At 68.9% G+C, this 19954-nt stretch carries 19 protein-coding genes, 2 tRNA genes and 1 riboswitch; of the genes, 8 read left to right on the forward strand and 13 right to left on the reverse strand.

The genetic code is table 11. The features are described 5' to 3' along the window. Positions 1 to 36: 36 nt before the first annotated feature. The 9 genes from AC07OZ_RS28170 to AC07OZ_RS28210 all read right to left on the reverse strand — a co-directional run bounded on the left by AC07OZ_RS28170 (position 37) and on the right by AC07OZ_RS28210 (position 9184). A complete protein-coding gene (locus AC07OZ_RS28170) occupies positions 37 to 1992 on the reverse strand; it encodes a TonB-dependent receptor domain-containing protein (protein ID WP_495470322.1) in 1956 nt (651 codons plus the stop codon). Positions 1993 to 2117: 125 nt separating this feature from the next. Continuing rightward, positions 2118 to 2386, reverse strand: a riboswitch (cobalamin riboswitch). Next, the gene (locus AC07OZ_RS28175; protein ID WP_495470323.1) at positions 2382 to 2891 is read right to left on the reverse strand and encodes a hypothetical protein; all 510 of its coding nucleotides are present in this window, start codon (positions 2889 to 2891) and stop codon (positions 2382 to 2384) included. Its footprint overlaps the riboswitch before it by 5 nt. A 1-nt stretch (position 2892) precedes the next feature. Then, a complete protein-coding gene (pth, locus tag AC07OZ_RS28180; RefSeq protein WP_495470324.1) occupies positions 2893 to 3651 on the reverse strand; it encodes an aminoacyl-tRNA hydrolase in 759 nt (252 codons plus the stop codon). A 140-nt stretch (positions 3652 to 3791) separates the two neighbouring features. Beyond that, complete coding sequence (locus AC07OZ_RS28185) at positions 3792 to 4409, reverse strand: 50S ribosomal protein L25/general stress protein Ctc (RefSeq protein ID WP_495470325.1); 618 nt, start codon at positions 4407 to 4409, stop codon at positions 3792 to 3794. A gap of 119 nt (positions 4410 to 4528) precedes the next feature. Continuing rightward, positions 4529 to 5491, reverse strand: coding sequence for a ribose-phosphate pyrophosphokinase (locus AC07OZ_RS28190; RefSeq protein ID WP_495470326.1), 963 nt, complete (start codon positions 5489 to 5491; stop codon positions 4529 to 4531). A 67-nt stretch (positions 5492 to 5558) separates the two neighbouring features. Further along, a tRNA-Gln gene (locus tag AC07OZ_RS28195) sits at positions 5559 to 5635 on the reverse strand. A 38-nt stretch (positions 5636 to 5673) separates the two neighbouring features. After that, positions 5674 to 6744 carry a 4-(cytidine 5'-diphospho)-2-C-methyl-D-erythritol kinase gene (ispE, locus tag AC07OZ_RS28200; RefSeq protein ID WP_495470327.1) on the reverse strand — a complete coding sequence of 357 codons (1071 nt, stop codon included), beginning with the start codon at positions 6742 to 6744 and terminating at the stop codon, positions 5674 to 5676. Positions 6745 to 6782: 38 nt separating this feature from the next. Then, positions 6783 to 7337, reverse strand: coding sequence for an outer membrane lipoprotein LolB (locus tag AC07OZ_RS28205; protein WP_495470328.1), 555 nt, complete (start codon positions 7335 to 7337; stop codon positions 6783 to 6785). Positions 7338 to 7366: 29 nt separating this feature from the next. Next, positions 7367 to 9184: a tetratricopeptide repeat protein gene (locus AC07OZ_RS28210; RefSeq protein WP_495470329.1), complete on the reverse strand. Its 1818-nt coding sequence runs from the start codon at positions 9182 to 9184 to the stop codon at positions 7367 to 7369. A gap of 99 nt (positions 9185 to 9283) precedes the next feature. Between AC07OZ_RS28210 and mutM the strand changes: the two genes are divergently transcribed. From mutM to AC07OZ_RS28225, 3 genes are all read left to right on the forward strand, one after another. Further along, positions 9284 to 10135, forward strand: a complete 852-nt coding sequence (gene mutM / locus AC07OZ_RS28215; protein WP_495470330.1) for a bifunctional DNA-formamidopyrimidine glycosylase/DNA-(apurinic or apyrimidinic site) lyase — start codon at positions 9284 to 9286, stop codon at positions 10133 to 10135. A 74-nt stretch (positions 10136 to 10209) separates the two neighbouring features. Further along, the gene (mutY, locus tag AC07OZ_RS28220) at positions 10210 to 11265 is read left to right on the forward strand and encodes an A/G-specific adenine glycosylase (RefSeq protein WP_495470331.1); all 1056 of its coding nucleotides are present in this window, start codon (positions 10210 to 10212) and stop codon (positions 11263 to 11265) included. 115 nt (positions 11266 to 11380) lie between these two features. Further along, a complete protein-coding gene (locus tag AC07OZ_RS28225) occupies positions 11381 to 11728 on the forward strand; it encodes a hypothetical protein (RefSeq protein WP_495470332.1) in 348 nt (115 codons plus the stop codon). On the opposite strand, the gene AC07OZ_RS28230 is transcribed toward AC07OZ_RS28225, so the two are convergent. From AC07OZ_RS28230 to AC07OZ_RS28245, 4 genes are all read right to left on the reverse strand, one after another. Further along, the gene (locus AC07OZ_RS28230) at positions 11682 to 12206 is read right to left on the reverse strand and encodes a hypothetical protein (protein WP_495470333.1); all 525 of its coding nucleotides are present in this window, start codon (positions 12204 to 12206) and stop codon (positions 11682 to 11684) included. The two genes, AC07OZ_RS28225 and AC07OZ_RS28230, sit on opposite strands and share 47 nt — an antisense overlap. A 242-nt stretch (positions 12207 to 12448) precedes the next feature. Next, entirely contained in the window at positions 12449 to 13360 is a 912-nt protein-coding gene (rapZ, locus tag AC07OZ_RS28235; protein ID WP_495470371.1) for an RNase adapter RapZ, read from the reverse strand. Between the two features lie 20 nt (positions 13361 to 13380). Next, positions 13381 to 15111 carry a DNA repair protein RecN gene (gene recN, locus AC07OZ_RS28240; protein WP_495470334.1) on the reverse strand — a complete coding sequence of 577 codons (1731 nt, stop codon included), beginning with the start codon at positions 15109 to 15111 and terminating at the stop codon, positions 13381 to 13383. After that, positions 15111 to 15986: an NAD kinase gene (locus tag AC07OZ_RS28245; protein WP_495470335.1), complete on the reverse strand. Its 876-nt coding sequence runs from the start codon at positions 15984 to 15986 to the stop codon at positions 15111 to 15113. The genes recN and AC07OZ_RS28245 overlap by 1 nt, the downstream gene beginning before the upstream one ends. An 81-nt stretch (positions 15987 to 16067) precedes the next feature. Here AC07OZ_RS28245 and hrcA point away from each other — a divergent pair, with 81 nt between their 5' ends. The 5 genes from hrcA to AC07OZ_RS28270 all read left to right on the forward strand — a co-directional run bounded on the left by hrcA (position 16068) and on the right by AC07OZ_RS28270 (position 19839). After that, positions 16068 to 17084, forward strand: a complete 1017-nt coding sequence (gene hrcA, locus AC07OZ_RS28250) for a heat-inducible transcriptional repressor HrcA (RefSeq protein ID WP_495470336.1) — start codon at positions 16068 to 16070, stop codon at positions 17082 to 17084. 100 nt (positions 17085 to 17184) lie between these two features. After that, a tRNA-Ile gene (locus tag AC07OZ_RS28255) sits at positions 17185 to 17261 on the forward strand. A gap of 379 nt (positions 17262 to 17640) precedes the next feature. Then, positions 17641 to 18741 (forward strand): hypothetical protein, encoded by a 1101-nt coding sequence (locus AC07OZ_RS28260; RefSeq protein WP_495470337.1) that lies wholly within the window; start codon positions 17641 to 17643, stop codon positions 18739 to 18741. Between the two features lie 309 nt (positions 18742 to 19050). Continuing rightward, positions 19051 to 19374, forward strand: coding sequence for a hypothetical protein (locus AC07OZ_RS28265; protein ID WP_495470338.1), 324 nt, complete (start codon positions 19051 to 19053; stop codon positions 19372 to 19374). A gap of 141 nt (positions 19375 to 19515) precedes the next feature. Further along, complete coding sequence (locus tag AC07OZ_RS28270) at positions 19516 to 19839, forward strand: H-NS histone family protein (protein WP_495470339.1); 324 nt, start codon at positions 19516 to 19518, stop codon at positions 19837 to 19839. Positions 19840 to 19954 lie beyond the last annotated feature (115 nt).

Consider the following 19954-nt stretch of genomic DNA (forward strand, 5'->3'; position numbering starts at 1 on the left):
AGTGCAGACCTTACCGCCAGGGCCTGCAGCCTCGGATCACAGCGACGGGGAATAACGCAGCGTGACGAACCAGGTGCGCGGTGCCTGCTGGTAGAAATTCGCCGTCTGGTAATCGCGGTTGAAGGCGTTGTCGACATTCAACTGCAGACGCCAGTCCTTCGCGAAGGCGTACTGCGCGTCCAGGTTGAGCAGGCCGTAGCCGCCCAGCCGGATCTTGTTGGCCGCGTCGTCGAAGCGTTGGCCGGAGCCGACCACGCTGGCGCCCAGCGTCCAGGCCTGCACCGAGGTTTCCGCGCGCAGCGTGCCGAAACGCTTGGCGCGGCGCTGCAGTTGGCGGCCGCTGTTGGCGTCGGTGGGATCCAGGAAGTCCGCCGTGGCGCTCAGGTTCACGGGTCCCAGCTGCGCGCCGCCCTTGAGGCTGGTGCCCTTGAGCAGCGCCCGGGCGACGTTGCTGTAGCAGCCGGTCGTCGAGCGGCAGCTGCCGGCCGCGCCGAAGGCGATCAGGTCGGTGACGCGGTTGTGGAAGGTCGTGACCGCGAAGTCGAAGTCGCCTTGGCCCCAGGCCAGGCCGGCTTCGCGGTTCTGCGCGCGCTCGGGCCGCAGTTCCTCGAATCCCTTGCTGGTGTCGGGACCGTAGACGCTGCCGCGCTGGTACAGCGTGGGCGCGCGGAAGGCGTTGCCGGCCGAGGCCGTGACGCGCCAGCCGCCGCCGAGCTTGAAGCCCGCCGCGAGGCTGCCGGTGTCGATGCCGCCAAATTCGCTGTCGTCGTCATGCCGGCCGTGGGCCTGCAGGCTGAAGGCGCCCAACGTGCCGAGGTAGCTCAGGCCGACCGCGTTCTGGTCGCGGGTGCCCTTGCCGCCGCCGACGAGGTCGGTGTTGACCAGGCGATCCTCGCGGCGCTCCAGCAGGCCGTTGAGCTGGTGCTGCTCGTTGATCCGGTAGAAGCCCTGCAGCGAGGCGCTGCGGATGCGGGTCTTCGTGAGGTAGGGCGAGCTGGGCTTGGTCTCGTAGTTCTCTTCGGACTGGCCCGCCGAGAGCTGGGTGGACAGCGCGGAGGACCAGGTGGAATTCAGGCTCAGCTTGCCCGCCAGCGTCTCGGTGACGCCGCGGTCGTCGGCGTTCTTGCCGGCGTCGTAGCCGGCGTTGCTGCGGCTCTTCAGGCCGAGGAACTCCAGGCGCTGGCCTTCGGCCACGCGGCCGCCCAGGCGCAGGCTGCCGCTGTAGTTGCGCCAGCCGTCGGCGTCGGGGTTGTAGCTCTTGGCCGTCGTGTTCAGGTAGGCGTTGAAGCCGGTGCCACGGTCGAGCGCGAGCGAGCCGGCGTAGTCGAAGTCCGCCGTGCCGCCGCTGATGCCGACGTCGGCCTTCACCTGGCCGAGGTTGCCGCCGCCGATGCCGAGGTCCAGCTGCGTGCGGCCCGCCCCCTTGCGCGTGAAGATCTGCACCACGCCGCCGATGGCGTCGGAACCGTACAGGGCGCTGGCCGGGCCCTTGAGGACCTCGATGCGCTCGATCTGCGAGACCGGGAGGTTCTGCCAGCTGGCGCCGCCGGAGGACTGGCCGTCCACGCGCACGCCGTCGATGAGGACCACGGTGTGGCGGGTCTCGGCACCGCGCACGAAGACGGAGGTCGTGTTGCCCGGTCCGCCGTTGCTGGTCATCTGCAGGCCCGCCACGTTGCGCAGCAGCGTGGCGATGTTGCCGAAGCCCTGGCGCTCGATGGTGTCGCGGTTGATGACGGTGAGGTCGGCGGCGACGTCGGACAGCTTCATCGGGCTGCGCGTGCCGGTGACGGTGACTTCGTCGAGCCGGCTCGCGGGGGAGCCTGCGGGGGAAGCAGAAGAAGATGCGGGGGAAGGGGCAGGGGAGGACTGCGCGGACGCGGCCGGGGAGAAGGCCAGGAGCGTCAGGAGCTGCGATGAGGCGAGCGCCATCGGGGTGAGGACGGACAGCGAGCGGGCACCAGCGCGCGCGCGCGAAACGAACGGAAGCATGAGGAACGGACCAACGACGGAGTTCAGACGCCTGCTCACCCGCAGGGCCTCTGAGAAACGGCATCGCCCGCTCGTCGTCGAGTCGTCCTGGTGAATGCTCACGAAGGACGCGTCGCGCGATCGGCTGGAGACGCCACCTGTTGGCCGGTATCCGGGCTGGTGGCCGCTGCCTGTGTCCTTCCCAGCGCGGACGCGCCAGTGGACGTGGGGACAGGCAGTGCCGGCTGCCGCCCGGTGTTCCTTCGTCAGGATCCCGGGCGCGCGGCCGGCGGCCACTTACCGTTGCGGGGACAGCTCAGGTTGGTTCGCGCATCGGGGATGCGACCGCTTCCTGATTCCCGTTTAACTGCACGGACGCAATGTCCGCGCGAGCACCAACGGCGCGCATTCTAACGAGGTGTGGGCGTCGTGGCGTCGGCGCCCGTCGTGGGCCTGGGCTGCAATGCGCCGTCAGGCGACGTGGGCACCTTGGGCTTCTTCTTCGGCGGCTTCTTGGGATCCTTGGGCTTGGGCTTCTTCGGATCCGCGGGTTTCGCTGGTTTCGTCGCGCGCTGCCCCGGCAGGCGGCCGTCGATGCCGGCGGCCTTGGGCGGCGTCTTGGCGGCCTGGCGTTCGCGCTCCCGCTCGCGTGCGGCCAGGTCGCGCGTCTCGGCGGCCGTGCGCTTGCGCGCGGCATCGGTCTCCTTGGGATCGACCTGGTCCTTCGGCACCTCGGCCGTGCGGCCTTGCCCGTCAGGGCAGGGGGTGCTGCGCAAGTCCTGACCCTCCGGGCCGCAGCGGTAGAAGCCGAAGGTCTTTTCCTGCTGCGGGGGCGCCTTGGGGACCTCCTGCGCGTTCGCCGCGCCAAGCTTGAGGACCAGAACAGCAGTCGTCAGGATCAGGGCGGCGCGCGCGGGCATGTCAGTCTCCGGGGATAGGGGGTGGGGCAGTGGGAACAGCAGGGGCAGGGGTGGCCGCGAGTGCCGTCGCGGGGGTCGCGGCAGTTCCGGTGGCGGCAAGCGGGGCGCCAGCCGTCGGCACGGCGCCTGCGGCGCCGGGCTTGGGTGGCAGGTTGGCGGGTCTGGGCGGCTTGGGACGCGGCGGCTTGGCGTGCAGCAACGCCACGGCCTTGGCCATGTCGCCGCCGGTCATCAGCTTGAAGGCCTCGAGCGACTTGCCGATGCTGTCCTCGACCGCCTGGCGCTCCGCCAGTGGCGGCTTGCGCAGCACGTAGCCGGCGACCTCGTCGCGGTGGCCCGGATGGCCGATGCCCAGGCGCAGGCGCCAGAAGTTCCCGCTGCCCAGTTGGGCCTGCATGTCCTTCAGGCCGTTGTGGCCGGCATTGCCGCCGCCCTGCTTGAGCTTGTGCTCGCCGGGTGCGATCTCGAGCTCGTCGTGGATGGCGAGGATCTCTTCCGGCGCGATCTTGAAGAAGCGCGCCAGCGCCGCCACCGACTTGCCCGAGAGGTTCATGTAGGTCATCGGCTGCAGCAGCCAGATCGGACCCGAGGCGCCCGGTGCGTCGTTGACGCGCGCGACCAGGCCGGAGTACTTGACGTCGAGTTGCGGCGTGACCTTCAGGCCGCGCGCCAGCGCATCGATCCACCAGAACCCGGCGTTGTGGCGGGTGTCCTCGTATTCAGGGCCGGGATTGCCCAGGCCGACAAAGAGACGAATCATGGGGCGCGATTATCAGTGTCGAGCTGAAAAGCAGAAGGCCCCGCAAGCGGGGCCTTCTTTGGGGGGAGATGCCACCCCGGAAGGGGCATCCCACGCTACGGACGCGCTCCTCGTCAGGCGCACGTCCGGAGACGAAGAAATTACTTCTTCTTCTTCTTCTTGTCGTCGGCCGGGGCAGCTGCCACGACGATGACTTCTTCCGCCGCGGCCGGGACCGGGGTGGCGACCACCGGGTTCGGCTTGCCGTGCGTGACGATCTTGATGTGATCGGCCAGCTTCAGGTCGTTCACGTGGATCGAGTGACCCATCGTCAGACCGCTCAGGTCGACTTCGATGAACTCCGGCAGCTGTTGCGCCAGGCAGGTGATTTCCAGCTGGGTCAGCACGTGGTTCACGGTGCCCTTGTCGGTCTTGACGGCCGGCGACTCGGCTTCACCGACGAAGTGCAGCGGCACCTTCTTGGTGATCTTGGTCGTGGCGTCGACGCGCTGGAAGTCCACGTGCAGCACTTGCTGCTTGTACGGGTGCATCTGGAAGTCACGCAGCAGCACTTGCGTGGTCTTGCCGTCCACTTCCATGTCGAGGATGGAGCTGTGGAAAGCTTCCTTCTTCATGGCATGGAACAGCGCGTTGTGATCCAGCTCGATGACGGCCGGCTCGCCAGCACCGTAAACGATGCCCGGAACCTTGCCAGCGTGACGCAGGCGGCGGCTCGCTCCGGTCCCCTGCAGCTTGCGCTCAAAAGCGACGAATTTCATATCAATCTCCAAGATGGACGGAGCGCCAGGATTGACGCTCCGGATGAAGGCCCCGCGACCAGGCGCCTTCGCGAAACAGCCGCTGTCCTTGCGGGCAGCGGCCGGAACTCAGGACGCGATCAGAAGTTGTTGTTCTGCTCGCTAAAGAGGGAGGTCACCGATTCACCGTCCGAAATGCGGCGGATGGTCTCGGCGAACAGGAACGCCACCGACAGCTGGCGGATCTTGCCGCAGGCCTTGGCGGTTTCCGACAGCGGAATCGTGTTGGTGATGACGACTTCGTCCAGCATGGAGCCGGCGATGCGCTCGATCGCCGGGCCCGACAGGATGGGGTGCGTGCAGTAGGCGAAGACGCTCTTGGCGCCGCGTTCCTTCAGCACTTCCGCCGCCTTCACCAGCGTGCCGGCGGTGTCGATCATGTCGTCCATGATCACGCAGTTGCGGCCGTCGATCTCGCCGATGACGTGCATCACCTCGGAGACGTTGGCCGACGGACGGCGCTTGTCGATGATCGCCAGGTCGCAGCCCAGTTGCTTGGCCAGCGCACGGGCGCGGACCACGCCGCCTACGTCGGGGCTGACCACCACCAGGTCCGCGTAGTTGCGGGCCTTCAGGTCCGACAGCAGCACGGGCGAGGCGTAGATGTTGTCGACCGGGATGTCGAAGAAGCCCTGGATCTGGTCCGCGTGCAGGTCCATCGTCAGGACGCGCTCGACGCCGACGGTCTCCAGCAGGTTGGCCACGACCTTGGCCGAGATCGGCACGCGCGTCGAACGCGGGCGGCGATCCTGGCGCGCATAACCGAAGTAGGGGATCACGGCGGTGATGCGGCGCGCGCTGGCGCGCTTCATCGCATCGACCATGATCAGCAGTTCCATCAGGTTCTCGTTCGTCGGCGCGCAGGTGGGCTGGACGATGAACACGTCGCGGGCGCGGACGTTCTGCTGGATTTCAACAGCCACCTCGCCATCGGAAAACCGACCGACCACGGCTTTTCCGAGCTCGAGGCCCAGATGCGTGGCGATTTCTTTGGAGAGGGTCGGGTTTGCGTTACCCGTGAAGAGGACGGTATTGAGCAGCACAGCGGGCCATCCTTAGACTTATGGCCCGGTGGCCAACCCAGCGGGTCCCGGATTGAAACTGAAAATTTGGCAGGGGAGGAAGGACTCGAACCCTCGCATGTCGGAATCAAAATCCGATGCCTTGACCAACTTGGCGACTCCCCTACACCGGACACTGTTCGTGGAACAGCACCCTACAACCTTCAATCTTCGGCCCAGCCCCGCAAAGGGTGAACCGACAGACTGCGACACATTTTTCCGACCCAACCATCCGGGAGTTTTTCGAACTCACCTTCCGGTGTCGCCTTGAGATTGCTCTCAGAGCCGGAAACTGCATCTATCTTTTCCGCTGCTGTCTGCATTGCATTCAGCGAGGGTCGAACTATAGCAAAAACTGCACTGCCTGAACCCGTCATACGAGAATTTTCGTAGCGGGTCTGCAACCATTCAAGCGCCTTGGATACTTCGTGACTCGCAGCTTCCGCGGGAGGTTGCAGATCATTTCTGCCCCATCCTTCAAACAACTGCTCGACGAGTATTTCCGACGTTTGGTGATCGCCGGCAATATTGCCTTTGCGTCCACCCCAGCTATTGACTTCGTTACTCTGGGAATCCGTTTCGGGAACCCCTTCGCTTCGTCTGCCGTTCGCTGCAGGAAAGCCCGCTACTATAGCCACGCTTTCTGACCTTTGCAACAGCGGGCTGGAAAAAATGTCCTTGGTGGCGATGCTCGCCCCAGGCTTGACCACCGCGAGCCGCAGCTCCGGGACCTCCAGCGGGGTCAGCACTTCGCCGATGCCTTCGACGAAGGCGTTGCGACCGCCAACGAAGAACGGAACGTCCGCGCCCAAGGCCAGCGCGATCGGCAGCAGGCGCTCGCGCGACCAGTTCAAGCCCCACAACCGGTTCAGCGCCAGCAACGTGCTGGCCGCGTCCGACGAGCCCCCGCCCATGCCCGCGCCGGAAGGCAGGCGCTTCTCGATGTGGATGTCCGCGCCGAAGGCGCACCCGCTGGCCTGCTGCAGCGCGCGCGCGGCGCGCAGGCACAGGTCGTCGGGCGGCAGCGTGTCGCCCTGGTCGTGGCGGTGCAGGGCGCCGTCGTCGCGGCGCTCGAAGTGCAGCGTGTCGGCCCAGTCGATCAGCACGAACAGCGACTGCAGCAGGTGATAGCCGTCCGGCCGCTTGCCCACCACGTGCAGGAAGAGGTTGAGCTTGGCCGGCGCCGGCACGTCGTAAAGCGCCTTGAGCGGCGCTGCGGAAGGAGAGGAGGTCATGGACGTCGTGGACGTGGGGGCGATGGGCCAGGGAAGAATCAGGGCGAGGTCGGCGCGTCGAGTTTCAGTCGCAGCGTGGCCAGCGGTTCCGCGCCATTCGGATTGAGGCGCTGGGCGGAGATCAACTGATTGTCGAAGCGCCGCAGGTCGACCTGCCAGCCGAGCTGCTGGAAGCCTGATTCCCCGGAGGCCTGGGACGGCGCCTGCGGCCAGGGCCGCCCACGCAGCCAGTCGAACAGCGCCTGCAGCGGCAGCGTCTCGCCGAGCAGTTCCTGCGTCAGCGCGTCGATGTCGTCGTAGGCGCGGTCGCCGTCGGGCGTCTTGACCCAGGCCGACCCGGGCTGCCACGACACGCGCGCCACGAGGTTGCCCATCGAGGTGCTCATTTCGAGCTGACCGCGGCGCGGATCGCCGAGCAGCTCGAAGTTGGCGTTGACGTTCTGTCCGCGTGGCTGACCGCCGGGACCGGCCGGCACGATGAGCCCGAACTTGCCGGTGAGCCGGGGCGCATCGGCCAGCGCCGCGGCGTCCGCCCCGGTCGCTTTCGGCAGGGAACTGCAACCCGCGAGCGCCACCCCGGCGAGTGCCGCCATGGCGCCCGCGCTGAACTGCCGCCGCCGCATCAGGGGCGGACCTGCAGGCGTTGCATCGCCGATTGCAGCGCCTCGTTGCGCGGATCGCGGCGGGCGGCGTCGGCAAACACGCGGCGTGCCTCGTCCTGCTGACCGGCGGCCCAGAGCACCTCGCCCAGATGGGCCGCGATCTCCGCGTCGGGACGCGAGCCGTAGGCCTGGCGCAGCAGCCGTTCGGCTTCGCCGAGCCGGCCCAGTCTGAACTCCACCCAGCCCATGCTGTCGACGATGAAGGGCTCGCCCGGCGCGAAGCTCAGCGCCTTGGAGATCAGGTCGCGCGCCTCCTGCAGCCGCTCGTTGCGATCGGCCAGCGAGTAACCCAGCGCGTTGTACGCGTGGTAGTGCTGCGGCTTGAGCTGGATCACCTTCTGCAGCAGCGCTTCCATCTCCTGCGCGCGGCCGAGCTTCTCGGCCATCATCGATTGCTCGTAGAGCAGGTCGGCGTCCTCGGGCGCCTGCGCGATCGCGGTGCCGAGCAGGTCATAGGCGGCCTGCCACTGCTTGTTGTCGCGCAGCAGCTGGGACTCGGCCAGCGTGCGGGCGCGGCGGTCCTGCTCGCGGTCGGCGGGCAGCTGGTGCAGCAGCTTGCGGCCTTCTTCGAGCTTGCCCTGGCGCGCCAGCAGCGAGGCGCGTCGGTAGGCGATGTCGAGGTTGCCCGGCGCCGCCTCGATCGCGGCCAGGCGCTTCTCGGCGGTCTTGAAGTCGCCGCGCATCTCGGCGGCCTGGGCGAGCAACAACTGACCCTGCTGGTTCGCCTCCCGGTCCGCCTTGTCCAGGCCGGCGGCGGCGATCGCGCGCTCGGCCAACGACGAGACGGCCGGCTTCTCGACCAGTTTCATGTAGCGCTGCAACGCGTCTTCGGCGGCGTCGGGATGCTGCAGGTCCAGCTCCAGCGAGCCCAGCGCCAGCCAGTGGCCGGGCTCGTCGGGCGACTGCTGCGTCAGCGTGCGGAACTCGCGCGCCGCGTCGCCGGGACGCTGCGCGCGGGCCAGCGCGCGGGCGTAGGCCAGGCGCAGCGACTGCTTGTCGGGCTTGGCCTGCAGCTCGGCGGTGATCAGCGCCTCGGCCTCGGGGCGGCGCGGCAGCAGCTCCAGCGCCATCAGCAGCGGCTCCTCGCGGTCCGGGAAGTCCTTGGCGGCGGCGCGGACGTGGATCAGCGCGGTCTCGTAGCGGTCGGCCTTCTTGGCGAATTCCGCCAGCACCAGCAGCGAGGCGAAACGGGTCTCCGGCTTCGCGGCGGTCTCGCGCAGCATCGGTTCGAAAGCTTCCAGCACACGCACCGGTTCCGGCGCGCGCTGGAACAGCGCGGGCAACGCGGCGATCAGCGGACCGCGGCCGTCGGCCGGCGACATCGCGAGCAGCGAACGCAGCACCGGCGGGATCTCGGCCGGGCGGTTCAGCAGCGCGAGCAGCTGGATCTGGGTGCGGTGCGCCTCGACCGAGGTCGGGATCGCCTCGCGCCAGGCGCGGGCGGCGATGACGGCCTGGTCGCCGGCGCGCGACTGCAGCGCGATCTGGACGACGCGGCGGAAGAGTTCCTCGTCGCCGCTGCGCCGGGCGGCGTCCAGCAGCACCTGGTAGGCGACGCCGGGTTCGCCGCCCTGGAGTTCCATCTCGCCGATCAGCAGCTGATAGAACATCGGCGCGTCGAGGTCGGAATTGACCACGGGCGCGGACGCCGCGGAGGCGGGCGCGTCGGCGGCCTCCGGGGCGGGCGGGGCATCGGTCTGGGGGGACTGGGCGTGGGCGGCGCAGCTCAGGGCGAGGGCGGCGGAGAGCCACCAGCGGTGGCGCACAAGGGCGGGCATGACGTGACTCCTGAACTGGGCGGGAAGGCGCTCCGGGCAAACCGGGGGCCTCGGACCATTCTAGGGATGTCGGAACGAGGCCGCGCCTATGATCCCGGGATGCCCGAGTTACCGGAAGTTGAAGTTACACGACGAAGTTTTGCGCCGGCCATCGCCGGAGCGCGCGTGCTGGACGTGCGGCTGGGAAAGCCGCTGCGCTGGCCGCTGGGCGTCGCGGCCGAACGGCTGATCGGACGGCGCGTCGGCGAGACGACGCGGCGCGGCAAGTACCTGTGGCTGCCGCTGGTGCCGACGGACGAGCAGCCGGGCCATCCGGACGAGGACGGCGGCGGGCTGCTGATGCACCTGGGGATGTCGGGATCGCTGGCATTCCGCGAGCAGCCGCCGCCGGCCGGGCCGCACGACCACTTCGAACTGGTCACCGACCGCGGCGTGCTGCGGCTGACCGATCCGAGACGTTTCGGCGCTGTCGTGTGGTCGGACGGGCTGGACGTGGAGCCGGCCGCGAAGCTGCTCGCCCGCATCGGGCTGGAGCCCTTCGACATCGAGTTCCACGGCCCCTATCTGCATGAAGGCTTCCGCGGCCGGCGCGTCGCGGTGAAGCAGGCGATCCTGGCCGGCGACGTGGTCGTCGGCGCGGGCAACATCTATGCGTGCGAGGCGCTGTTCATGGCGGGCGTCGATCCGCGCGCCCCGGCGGGCAAGCTCAGCAAGCCGCGCGCGGAGAAGCTGGCGGGCGCGCTGCGGCAGGTGCTGGGCGAGGCGCTCGAAGCCGGCGGCAGCACGCTGCGCGACTTCAAGGACGCGCACGGCGTGGCGGGGAGTTTCCAGATGCAGGCGCGCGTCTACGGACGCGAGGGCGAGCCGTGCCGCGTGTGTGGCACGAAGATCCGGCGCATCGTGCAGGGGCAGCGGTCGACGTTCTTCTGTCCAAGCTGCCAGAAGCGATGAGCCCTGTGAAGCGAGCCGAGCTGCCAGCCTTGAAAGACCTGACCCTTCCGCCGACCTCTCCGCCGACCTCTCCGATGACCGACGACGAACTGGACGCCCGTGTCGAGGCGCTGCGCGGCGATTTCGCACCCCGTCTGCTGGCCTGGCAGCGCCGCGACGGCCGGCATGACCTGCCCTGGCAGAACACGCGCGATCCGTACCGCGTGTGGCTGTCCGAAATCATGCTGCAGCAGACGCAGGTGACGACGGTGCTGGGTTACTACCGGCGCTTCCTGGAGCGTTTCCCCGACGTGGCCGCGTTGGCCGCCGCGCCCAACGACGAGGTGATGGCCGCGTGGGCGGGGCTCGGCTACTACAGCCGGGCGCGCAACCTGCACAAGTGCGCGCAGGCCGTGGTCGAGCGTCACGGCGGCGCATTCCCGCGCAGCGCGGCGGTGCTGGCGGAACTGCCCGGCATCGGCCGCTCGACGGCGGCGGCGATCTCGTCGTTCTGCTTCGACGAGCGCGTGGCGATCCTGGACGGCAACGTCAAGCGCGTGCTGGGCCGGCTGCTGGCCTTCGACGGCGACCTCGCGTCGGCGGCGCAGGAGAAGCGGCTGTGGCGCCAGGCGGAGGCGCTGCTGCCGGCCTCGCCCGCGGACATGCCGGCCTACACGCAGGGAATGATGGACCTGGGCGCGAGCCTGTGCGCGACGCGCAGCCCGCAGTGCCTGCTGTGCCCGGTGGCCTCGCTGTGCGCGGGGCTTGCGGAGGGCGATCCCACGCGTTACCCGATCAAGACGAAGAAGCTCAAGCGCGGCCAGCGGGAGAACTGGTGGCTGTGGCTGGAGCACGAGGGCCGCATCTGGCTGCAGCAGCGGCCGGCCGAGGGCGTCTGGGGCGGCCTGTGGACGCTGCCCCTGTTCGACGACGAGGCCGCGCTGACGGCCCAGAGCGCGGCGCTGGGCGTCGCGGCGCCGGAGACGCTGCCGCGGGTGAAGCACGTGCTGACGCACTTCGACTGGCTGCTGCATCCGCGCCGCGCGGTGTTGCCGAGCGAGACGCGGCCCGCGGGCGAGGGCGTGTGGGTCGCGCGCGAGCGGCTGGCGGACTACGCGCTGCCGGCGCCGTTGAAGAAGCTGCTGGACTAGGCGGGTTCAGCCGGGGTTCCGCCGGTGGGCGCCGGGCCCGGCTCCCGGTATGCTCGCGCGATCGCGAAGACGGGCCCGCAGCGGCCCGCGCAGTCTCAACCGCACGCAGGACACCATGTCGAACGACGTCAAGCCGGGCCGGGCCGCGGCCATCAAGAGCGCACTGGAATCGGCCTTCATCGCACTGCTCGCCAGCGGCGTGTGCCTGTGGTTCCTGATCAGCGAGACCCAGGTGCCCGGCGAGGGCGACCCGGCCAAGCTGACGATGCTCGGGATCGGGATCTTCGGCGGGCTGTGCGCGCACTTCGCCTACATGGGCATCGCGGTCAAGCGCGCGGAGCGCAGCCTGGTGCTGTGGATGATCCTGATGCTGGTGCTGATGCCGTTCGCGTCGGTGGTGCTGGGCATCCTGCTGTTCAACCAGGTGCAGGAGATCGAGCACCAGGCGGTCGAACAGACCTGAGCGAGGCGTTCGGGCGCTGCTGCGCCCGCACGGCGGCGGCGATGCGCGCGTCGCGTCGATCCACGAGCTGCCGTGTCCGGGTCCGGAGGTCCTCCAGCCGGGCGTCGAACGCCATCAACTGCCGGATGTCGGTCCGATGCCGGTTCGGGAAGCTGATGGCGTCGCTGATCTCCTTCGCCAGCGTCCGGAACATGCGGAGGAGTTGCCCGTCCGACGGCAGTTCGAACGACTTCCACTGCTTCTCGAAATCCCGCGCGGCGTAGTGCAGCCGGTAGAGCGCGCCCGGGTTGATGGCGAGGTCGAAGCGGGCCCGTTCCAGCCATTCCTGGGCCTGTGCGGCGGACGGGAAACCGCGGAGATCCCGGCCACCCGCGCGCGCCCCGCGTTCCAGGTCCTCCAGGTGACGTTCCACATCACGGCGCAGGCGTCGGCCGGCGACGGTCCCGGCGGTGCGCGGGTCGGGCAGCGCGGCGAGCACGGCCCGCAGTTCCGGCTCGAGGTCGGCCGGGCGGTGGCTCGGGGGCGAGGGTGGGGCGCTCAGGCAGTCGAGCGGCAGGAGGGAGAACGGGAGAGCGCAAAGGGGCATGCTGACCGTGTCGGGCGAAAAACGCTCTGTGGTCAGGCGGTACCTTCGGGCTCCCCGTGAAAACCAGCGCCGGGTAGCGCCCTGGCCTCATGCCCTGGCCTCATGCCCGGACCGCATGCCAAGGCCCATGCCGCTCAGCGCGCGTCGAGTTCCCGATGCCGCTTCAGCACCTGGCCGTGGAAGGCGAACTGCTTGGCCAGCGTCTCGACGAGGTACACCGAGCGGTGCTGCCCGCCGGTGCAGCCGATGGCGACGGTCAGGTAGCTGCGCTGGTCCTGCGCGAAGTTCGGCAGCCACTGCGCGATGAAGGCGCCGATCTGGCTGAGCATCAGCCGGACCTCGGGCTGGCTTTCCAGATACGCCGCGACCGGTTCGTCGCGGCCGGTGAGCGGGCGCAGTTCGCGGTCGTAATACGGGTTGGGCAGCACGCGGACGTCGAAGACGAAATCCGCGTCGCTGGGCACGCCGTGCTTGAACGCGAAGGACTCGAAGACCAGCGTCAGCGAGGAACCGCTGACATGCACCAGGTCGCGCAGCCAGCCGCGCAGCTGCGCGGGGCGGAGCTGGCTGCTGTCGATGACGGTGGACTCCATGCGCAGCGGCGTCAGCAGCTCGCGCTCCAGCGCGATCGCCTCCTGCAGCGCGCGGTGCGTGTCGCCGTCGTCGCGGGCGTCGTAACGGGCGCGCAGCGGGTGCGGGCGGCGCGTCTCGGAGAACCGGCGCAGCAGCGTGTCGTCGTCCGCGTCGAGGAAGATCGCGCGCAGCGAGACGCCTTCCTGGCGCATTTCCTTGATGTGCAGCAGCAGTTGCGGCAGCGAGCCGGCGCTGCGCACGTCGACTGCGATCGCGACACGGCGCCAGCCGCGCTGGCGTTCGAGGTCGAGGAACTGCGGCAGCAGCTCGGGCGGTAGGTTGTCGACGCAGAAGAAGCCGGCATCCTCGAGCGCGTGCATCGCGATCGACTTGCCGCCGCCGGACATGCCGGTGACGAGGACGACTTCGCCGCGCGGTGAGGTGGCGGTGGGCGTGGCGAGGGTGGGGGGCACCGGAGCGGTGTTGGGCGCGCTCACGGCTTCACCTTTCTGTTGGGGGACGCGTTGGAGGCAGAGTTCGGGGACTTGCCTGCCTTGTCTGCCGGACTGCCCTTGGCGGACAGCTCCAGCATCTCTTGCGCATGCGCGAGCGAGGTCGATGACAGCCGCTCACCGCCGAGCATGCGGGCGATCTCGGCGGTGCGGGCTTCGCCGGCGATGGGGCGGACGTCGGAGTTGGTCTTGCCGTCCTTGAGCGCCTTGGCGACGAGGAAGTGGTGATCCGCGCAGGCGGCGACCTGCGGCAGGTGCGTGACGGCGAGGACCTGCGCGCGCTGTCCCAACTGCTTCATCAGCCGGCCGACGGTTTCCGCGACGGCGCCGCCGACACCGGCGTCGATCTCGTCGAAGATCAGCGTACCGGCGCCGCTGTTCTGCTGGCTGGTCGTGACGGCGATGGCCAGCGCGATGCGCGAGAGCTCGCCGCCGGAGGCGACCTTCGCCAGCGGACGCGGCGTGCTGCCGGCGTGGCCGGCGACGAGGAACTCGGCGGATTCCAGTCCGAAGCTCTGCGGCTCGTCCTGCGGCAGCAGCGCGACCTCGAAGCGGCCGCCGGACATGCCGAGCTGCTGCATCGCCTGCGAGACGGCGTCGGACAGCGTCGGCGCCGCCTTGGCGCGCGCGGTGCTGACCGTCTTGGCTTCCTTCTGATAACGCTTCAGCGCGGCGGCCTGCTTGGCCTGCAGCGCGTCGAGGTCGGTGGCGGCATCAAGCTGCGCGAGCTCGTCCTTCCATTCGACGAGCAGCGCGGCCATCTCGGCCGGCTGCCGGCGGTAGCGGCGCGCGAGCGTGACCCAGGCGGACACGCGTTCGTCGAGCTGCTGCAGCCGGTCGGGGTCCAGGTCGGCGGCGTTGAGGTAGGAACCGAGGCTGTGCGCCGCGTCCTGCAGCTGCGCCTGCGCGCCGAGCAGCGCGGTGACGGTGTCCTGCAGGCCGGGGTCGTAGCCGAGCACGTCCTGCAGCGCGGAGAGCGCTTCATCGGTGAGCGACTCGGCGTTGATCTCGGCCTCGGCGATGCGTTCGAGCGCGCCGCGGGCGGCGTCCATCAGCGACTGCGCGTGCGACAGGCGCTGGTGCTCCGCGTTCAGTTCGTCCCACTCGTCCGCGCCGGGCGCGAGGCGGCCGAGCTCGCCGATCTGCCAGCTCAGGCGCTCATGCTCGCGGGCGAGGTCGGCCTGCTTGGACTGCGCGGCGGCCAGCGCCTCGGTGGCCTGGCGCCACTCGGTGAAGGCGGCGGCCATCGGCTTGCCGTCGATCTGGGCGAAGTCGTCGAGCAGCGCGCGCACGCTGACCGGGCGGGTCAGGCCTTGCCAGGCGTGCTGGCCGTGGATGTCGAGCAGGTGTTCGGCCAGTTCGCGCAGCTGGGCGACGGTGGCGGTGCCGCCGTTGATCCACGCGCGGCTCTTGCCTTGGGCGTCGATGACGCGGCGGAGCAGGAGAGTTTCTTCCGTCGATTCGAAGCCGGCTTCCTCGAGCCAGTCGGCGAGGATGGCGGGGCGGTCGAATTCGGCGGAGATCTCGGCGCGGGCGGCGCCTTCGCGGACGACGGCGGCGTCGCCGCGGGAGCCGAGGGCGAGCTGGAGGGCGTCGATGAGGATGGACTTGCCGGCGCCGGTTTCACCGGTGAGGGCGGAGAACCCGGCGGCGAAGTCGAGTTCGAGCGCCGGGACGATGACGAAGTCCTTGAGTTCGAGGCGGCGCAGCATCAGGTGTTGCCTTCATTCCAGCGGAGCTTGCGGCGCAGGGTGGCGTAGTAGGACCAGCCGCGGGGGTGGAGGAAGGGGGCGCGGTGCTGGGAGCGGCGCACGGTGATGCAGTCGCCGTGGAGGAGGGAGGCGAGGGATTGCATGTCGAAGTTCACCGACGCGTCGCGGCCGGCGACGATGGTGAGGCGGACCTCGCCGTTGTCGGGCAGCACGATGGGGCGGTTGGAGAGCGCGTGGGACGCGATGGGCAGCAGGACCCAGCCGGCGATGCCAGGGTGCAGGATGGGGCCGCCGGCGGAGAGCGCGTAGGCGGTGGAGCCGGTGGGGGTGCCGACGATGACGCCGTCGGCGCGCATGTTGGCGACGAACTCGTCGCCGACGTCCACGCGCAGCTCGACCATGGCGGCGGTGGCGCCGCGGGAGACGACGACGTCGTTCAGGGCCACGCCGGAGAAGATCTGTTCGCCGTCGCGGATCACGGCGCCTTCGAGCAGGGAGCGGTGTTCGATCTCGAAGTCGCCGGCCAGGATGGGGAGCAGGGCGTCCTTGAACTGGTCGGCGGAGATGTCGGTGATGAAGCCCAGGCGGCCCTGGTTGATGCCGACGAGGGGGAGGTTGTAGCGGGCGACCTGGCGGGCGAAGCCGAGCATGGTGCCGTCGCCGCCGACGACGATGGCGAGGTCGCACTGGGCGCCCAGTTCGGCGTGGGAGAGGCCGGGCAGGGCGGTGATGCCGGTGCTGTCGGCGGTTTCCTGTTCGAGGGAAACATCCAATCCCTGGGAGGCCACAAAATCGGCAATCTCTTCCAGGATGGGGCGGATGCCCCGGGACTGAGGTTTTCCGACGATGGCCACGTGGCGGAAGCGCTTGGACATGGCGGGAATTACACCACAGCGATGTGCTGGGACCGGGGGTGTGCGGGGGGTGTACGCACCGGGTTCTTTAGAATGAAAACCATGCTGGACGATCGCGCGAAGACACTGCTGAAGGCTCTGGTGGAGCGGTACATCGCCGACGGCCAGCCGGTGGGCTCGCGCACGCTGTCGAAGGCGTCGGGGCTGGAGCTGAGCCCGGCGACGATCCGCAACGTGATGGCGGACCTGGAGGAGCTGGGGCTGATCGCCAGTCCGCACACCAGCGCGGGGCGGATTCCGACGGCGCGGGGGTACCGGCTGTTCGTGGACACCTTGCTGACGGCCAAGCCGGGGATGCACCGTGAGGGCGCGGGCTCGTTCGAGAGCCAGTTGTTGCCTGACCAGCCGCAGAAGGTGATCGCGAGCGCGGCGCACCTGCTGAGCAGCCTGTCGAGTTTCGTGGGGGTGGTGACGTCGCCGCGGAAGACGGCGGTGTTCCACCACATCGAGTTCCTCAAGCTGGGGGATCGGCGGGTGTTGGTGATCATGGTGTCGCCGGACGGGGATGTGCAGAACCGGCTGGTGTTCACGGCGCAAGACCTGACCCAGTCGGACCTGACGGAGGCCAGCAACCGGCTGAACGCGCACTACTCGGGGCTGAGCCTGGACGTGGTGCGGGACCGCTTGAGGTCGGAGGTGGATCAGCTGCGGGGGGAGATCGCCAAGCTGATGAGCGCGGCGGTGGACGTCGGGCAGCAGGGGGTGACGGAGCACGAGCCGATGATCATCTCCGGGGAGAGGAACCTGCTGACGGTGCAGGACTTCAGCCACGACATGGGGAGCCTGCGGCGGATGTTCGACATGTTCGAGCAGAAGACGCAGCTGATGCGGCTGCTGGATGTGTCGGAGCGGGCGGAAGGCGTGCGGATCTACATCGGCGGGGAGAGCCATGTGGTGCCGGTGGAGGAGCTGTCCATCGTGTCCGCGCCGTACGAGGTGGACGGGGAGGTGGTCGGCACGCTCGGCGTCATCGGCCCGACGCGCATGGCCTACGACCGCATGATCGAGATCGTCGACATCACGTCGAGGATGGTGAGCAACGCGTTGTCGCAGAAGTAGGTAGGCCGGCGAGCGCCGCAAGCGTGCTTACAATCCGCCCCTCCGGTGCAACGCCGGAACCAACGAACCCGCCAGGGTTCGTATATGCGATTACCCCCGGGGGCCGTTAGCTCAGTTGGTTAGAGCAGAGGACTCATAATCCTTGGGTCACAGGTTCAAGTCCTGTACGGCCTACCAGTATTGGCGTGGCGTTGATGGAGGGCGGTCACTAACTTGTCGCCAGGCGTTCCGGTCGGGTCCGCAACCCCCTTCGACGCCCGTGACCACCCCGTGACCACTTCGTCCTGAAAGCGCCATGTCCACCCCGCTCAAGGAGTGCAGGATGGCCAGTCAGGATAAGGGTGAGGCCCACCAGGCCCCGCGTCAAGCCGCGCGTGAAGCCCAGCGATATTCAAGCCCCAAGCCCACCAGCCCCACAGGCGCTGCCCCAGGTACCGGCGCCTCCGAGCGCGTGAGTGCCGTGACAGGTGTGGGCCTGTCCGCGTGGCCCGAATTCTCGGCACAGGCCCACGCGGCGGGGCCATGGCCACTTCGGGAACCGCGCGCGCAGCATGCGTTGGACGCACAGGACACATCGGACGCGCTGGCGCAGGGCTCGGCGCCGCCCAATCCGCCCGCGCCGCCCAAGCCGCAGCCCTCGCGTTCCAGCCAGCACCCCAGCCAGCACCCCGGGGCCCGGTGGCACGCCACGCAGCTGGGGCACCACCTCGCCCGCGCGGGGGCGCCACCGTCCGCGGCCCGCTCCGGGGCAAGTCCTGGCACCCCCGCCGCAGACTGGCGCGAACGCGTCGCGCGCATGTCGCCGCCGCGCGCCGCCATGGATCTGTGGCTGCGCGTGCGCCTGTCGGGCTACAACGACCACCTGTGGGCCCATCAACGCGTGCTGCTCCTGCGCGAGGTGCTCGCGCTGCGCTACGGGCTCAATCCCGCGGCGCTGTTCTCGCCGGACGCCCCCATGGACAGCTTTTACGCGCTCAGGGACGCCTACGCGCACGTGCCGGGCGACCCGATGGGTGAGCTCGCCGAGCAGATGGGCCATCTGGCGTTTGGCGGTCTGTGGGCGCTCAACATCGTTAACAGCGACCTGGACTTCGACGTCGCGCCGCTGGAGAGCCTCGTTCCGCGCGAGGCGATCCCGCGGCTGTTCGAGCGGTGCGACGCCGAGCGCTTCCCGATGCTCGACTTTCGCCCAGGGGAGCACACGCAGGGCGGCGACGGACCGGGGCATTCCGCGGCGGTCGAGCCTGGCGGCAAGGCGGCGCGGGGGAGTGAGCAACGCGACGACCGCGACGACCGCGGTGACCGCGGCGACCGCGGCGACCGCGACACAGCGCCCGACTTCAGCGCCAGCACGGACGGCTCGGTCGCGGGCTACGACACGGCGCTGCTGCGCGTCATCGACGCGCTGCGCGAGATGTTCGTCACCGCCGAGCAACTGGGCTGCTACGTCCCGGGCGATCCCGCGACGGTGCCGTTGGTGGGGAACTATCTTCGCGAGTACCACACGCAGCTGACCAAGCGCCAGCGTGTGCAGGTGCTGCGCATCGTGCGACCCGATTGGTACCCGGCCGGCGCGCCCGGCAAGAACGGCCGCGCGTTCGGCGCGGTGGTGGAGGGAGTGCCCGAGACGCTGTGGTGCTGCCCGAGCCAGGCGTGAGCGACAGCATCGACCTCCTGTCGATGCCATGCCGGCCCTGTTCCAGTCCATTCCGGCACCGTGTGAGCCTTATCCACCCGCTGTTAATTCCGACATCAGAGGCGAATCGACATGAATAATTGGGATGAACGACGCTGGTCCAAGGCGGGCACTGCCTTCTGCGCCACTTGACTGCGCGCGATGCTGCGTGAACAAGGGGGCGGCGCAGCCAGTCAGCAGCAGAAATGAAGCGCGGCGCCCACACCGGTGGATCGTGTGAACGGTTGCGCGCTTCCAGCCGGGCTACCCTCGCACATCCGAGGAACCGAGATGGTTGAAGACATGCACGCGGGAGAAATCCTCTGTGCGCTGAACATGATGACCTCGCAGCGAAAGCGCCGCGCCATGCTCAACCGGCGCACTGAAATATTGCTCATGCAGCGCTCGGGCGCCTGCGATCCTGCACTTGTCACTTCCATCGCTGGACGCCAGCTGGGTTTTCTCAAGGACGAACTGGTCGTTCCGGAGACCTTCGATGCGCCTTTGCCCGAGGACGTCCTTGGGGACTTCGAAGGCAGCGCCGAGCGCGAAGTTGCTGAAGAGCGCTCACCGTGTTTTCCGAACCCTGTCGCCGCTCGTTCCGGACCTACTTGATCAAGCGGCGCAGGGTCGCTGGTCCTGCACGGCTCCCCGATCCGATACCCCTCATCAGATGTGCGCGCGGGTCGCCGCGAGCTAGGATGCTGCGGCCCTCAACCTCCCTGGAAGCCAATGTCCCAAGTTGACGTATCCCGCATGTCGTACTCCGAGCTCGTCGCTCTTCGCAAGGAGCTGGAGCAGCAGATCGACGAGAAGCGCGGGGAAGAACTCAAGGTCCTCGTGGACGGTTTTGCGAAGAAGCTGGAGGCGGCCGGCTTCACAGTGGCTGAGGGGGTTGAGGCTCTTGCGCCCTACTTGGGCTCGGCAGGCAAACGCGGCCGTCGGGGCGACGTCGAAGCCCCCGTGTTGTACCGCGACCCTGCGAATCAGGCGAATACCTGGTCCGGGCGCGGCCGCGCCGCGAAGTGGCTGGCCGACTACGAGTCCCAGGGGCGCAGCCGTCATGAGTTCAAGGTCTGACCCAGCCGAGGTGCTGGTCGTCGTGACACTGCGACTGCTTTCGTGGTCGTGACCAAGTCGAAGTGACGGGGGCGGCCCGGAGCGTAAGCTTCAGGCCATTCTTCTTGACCCTTCA

It is taken from the genome of Roseateles sp. GW821-FHT09G03 (assembly GCF_059416045.1).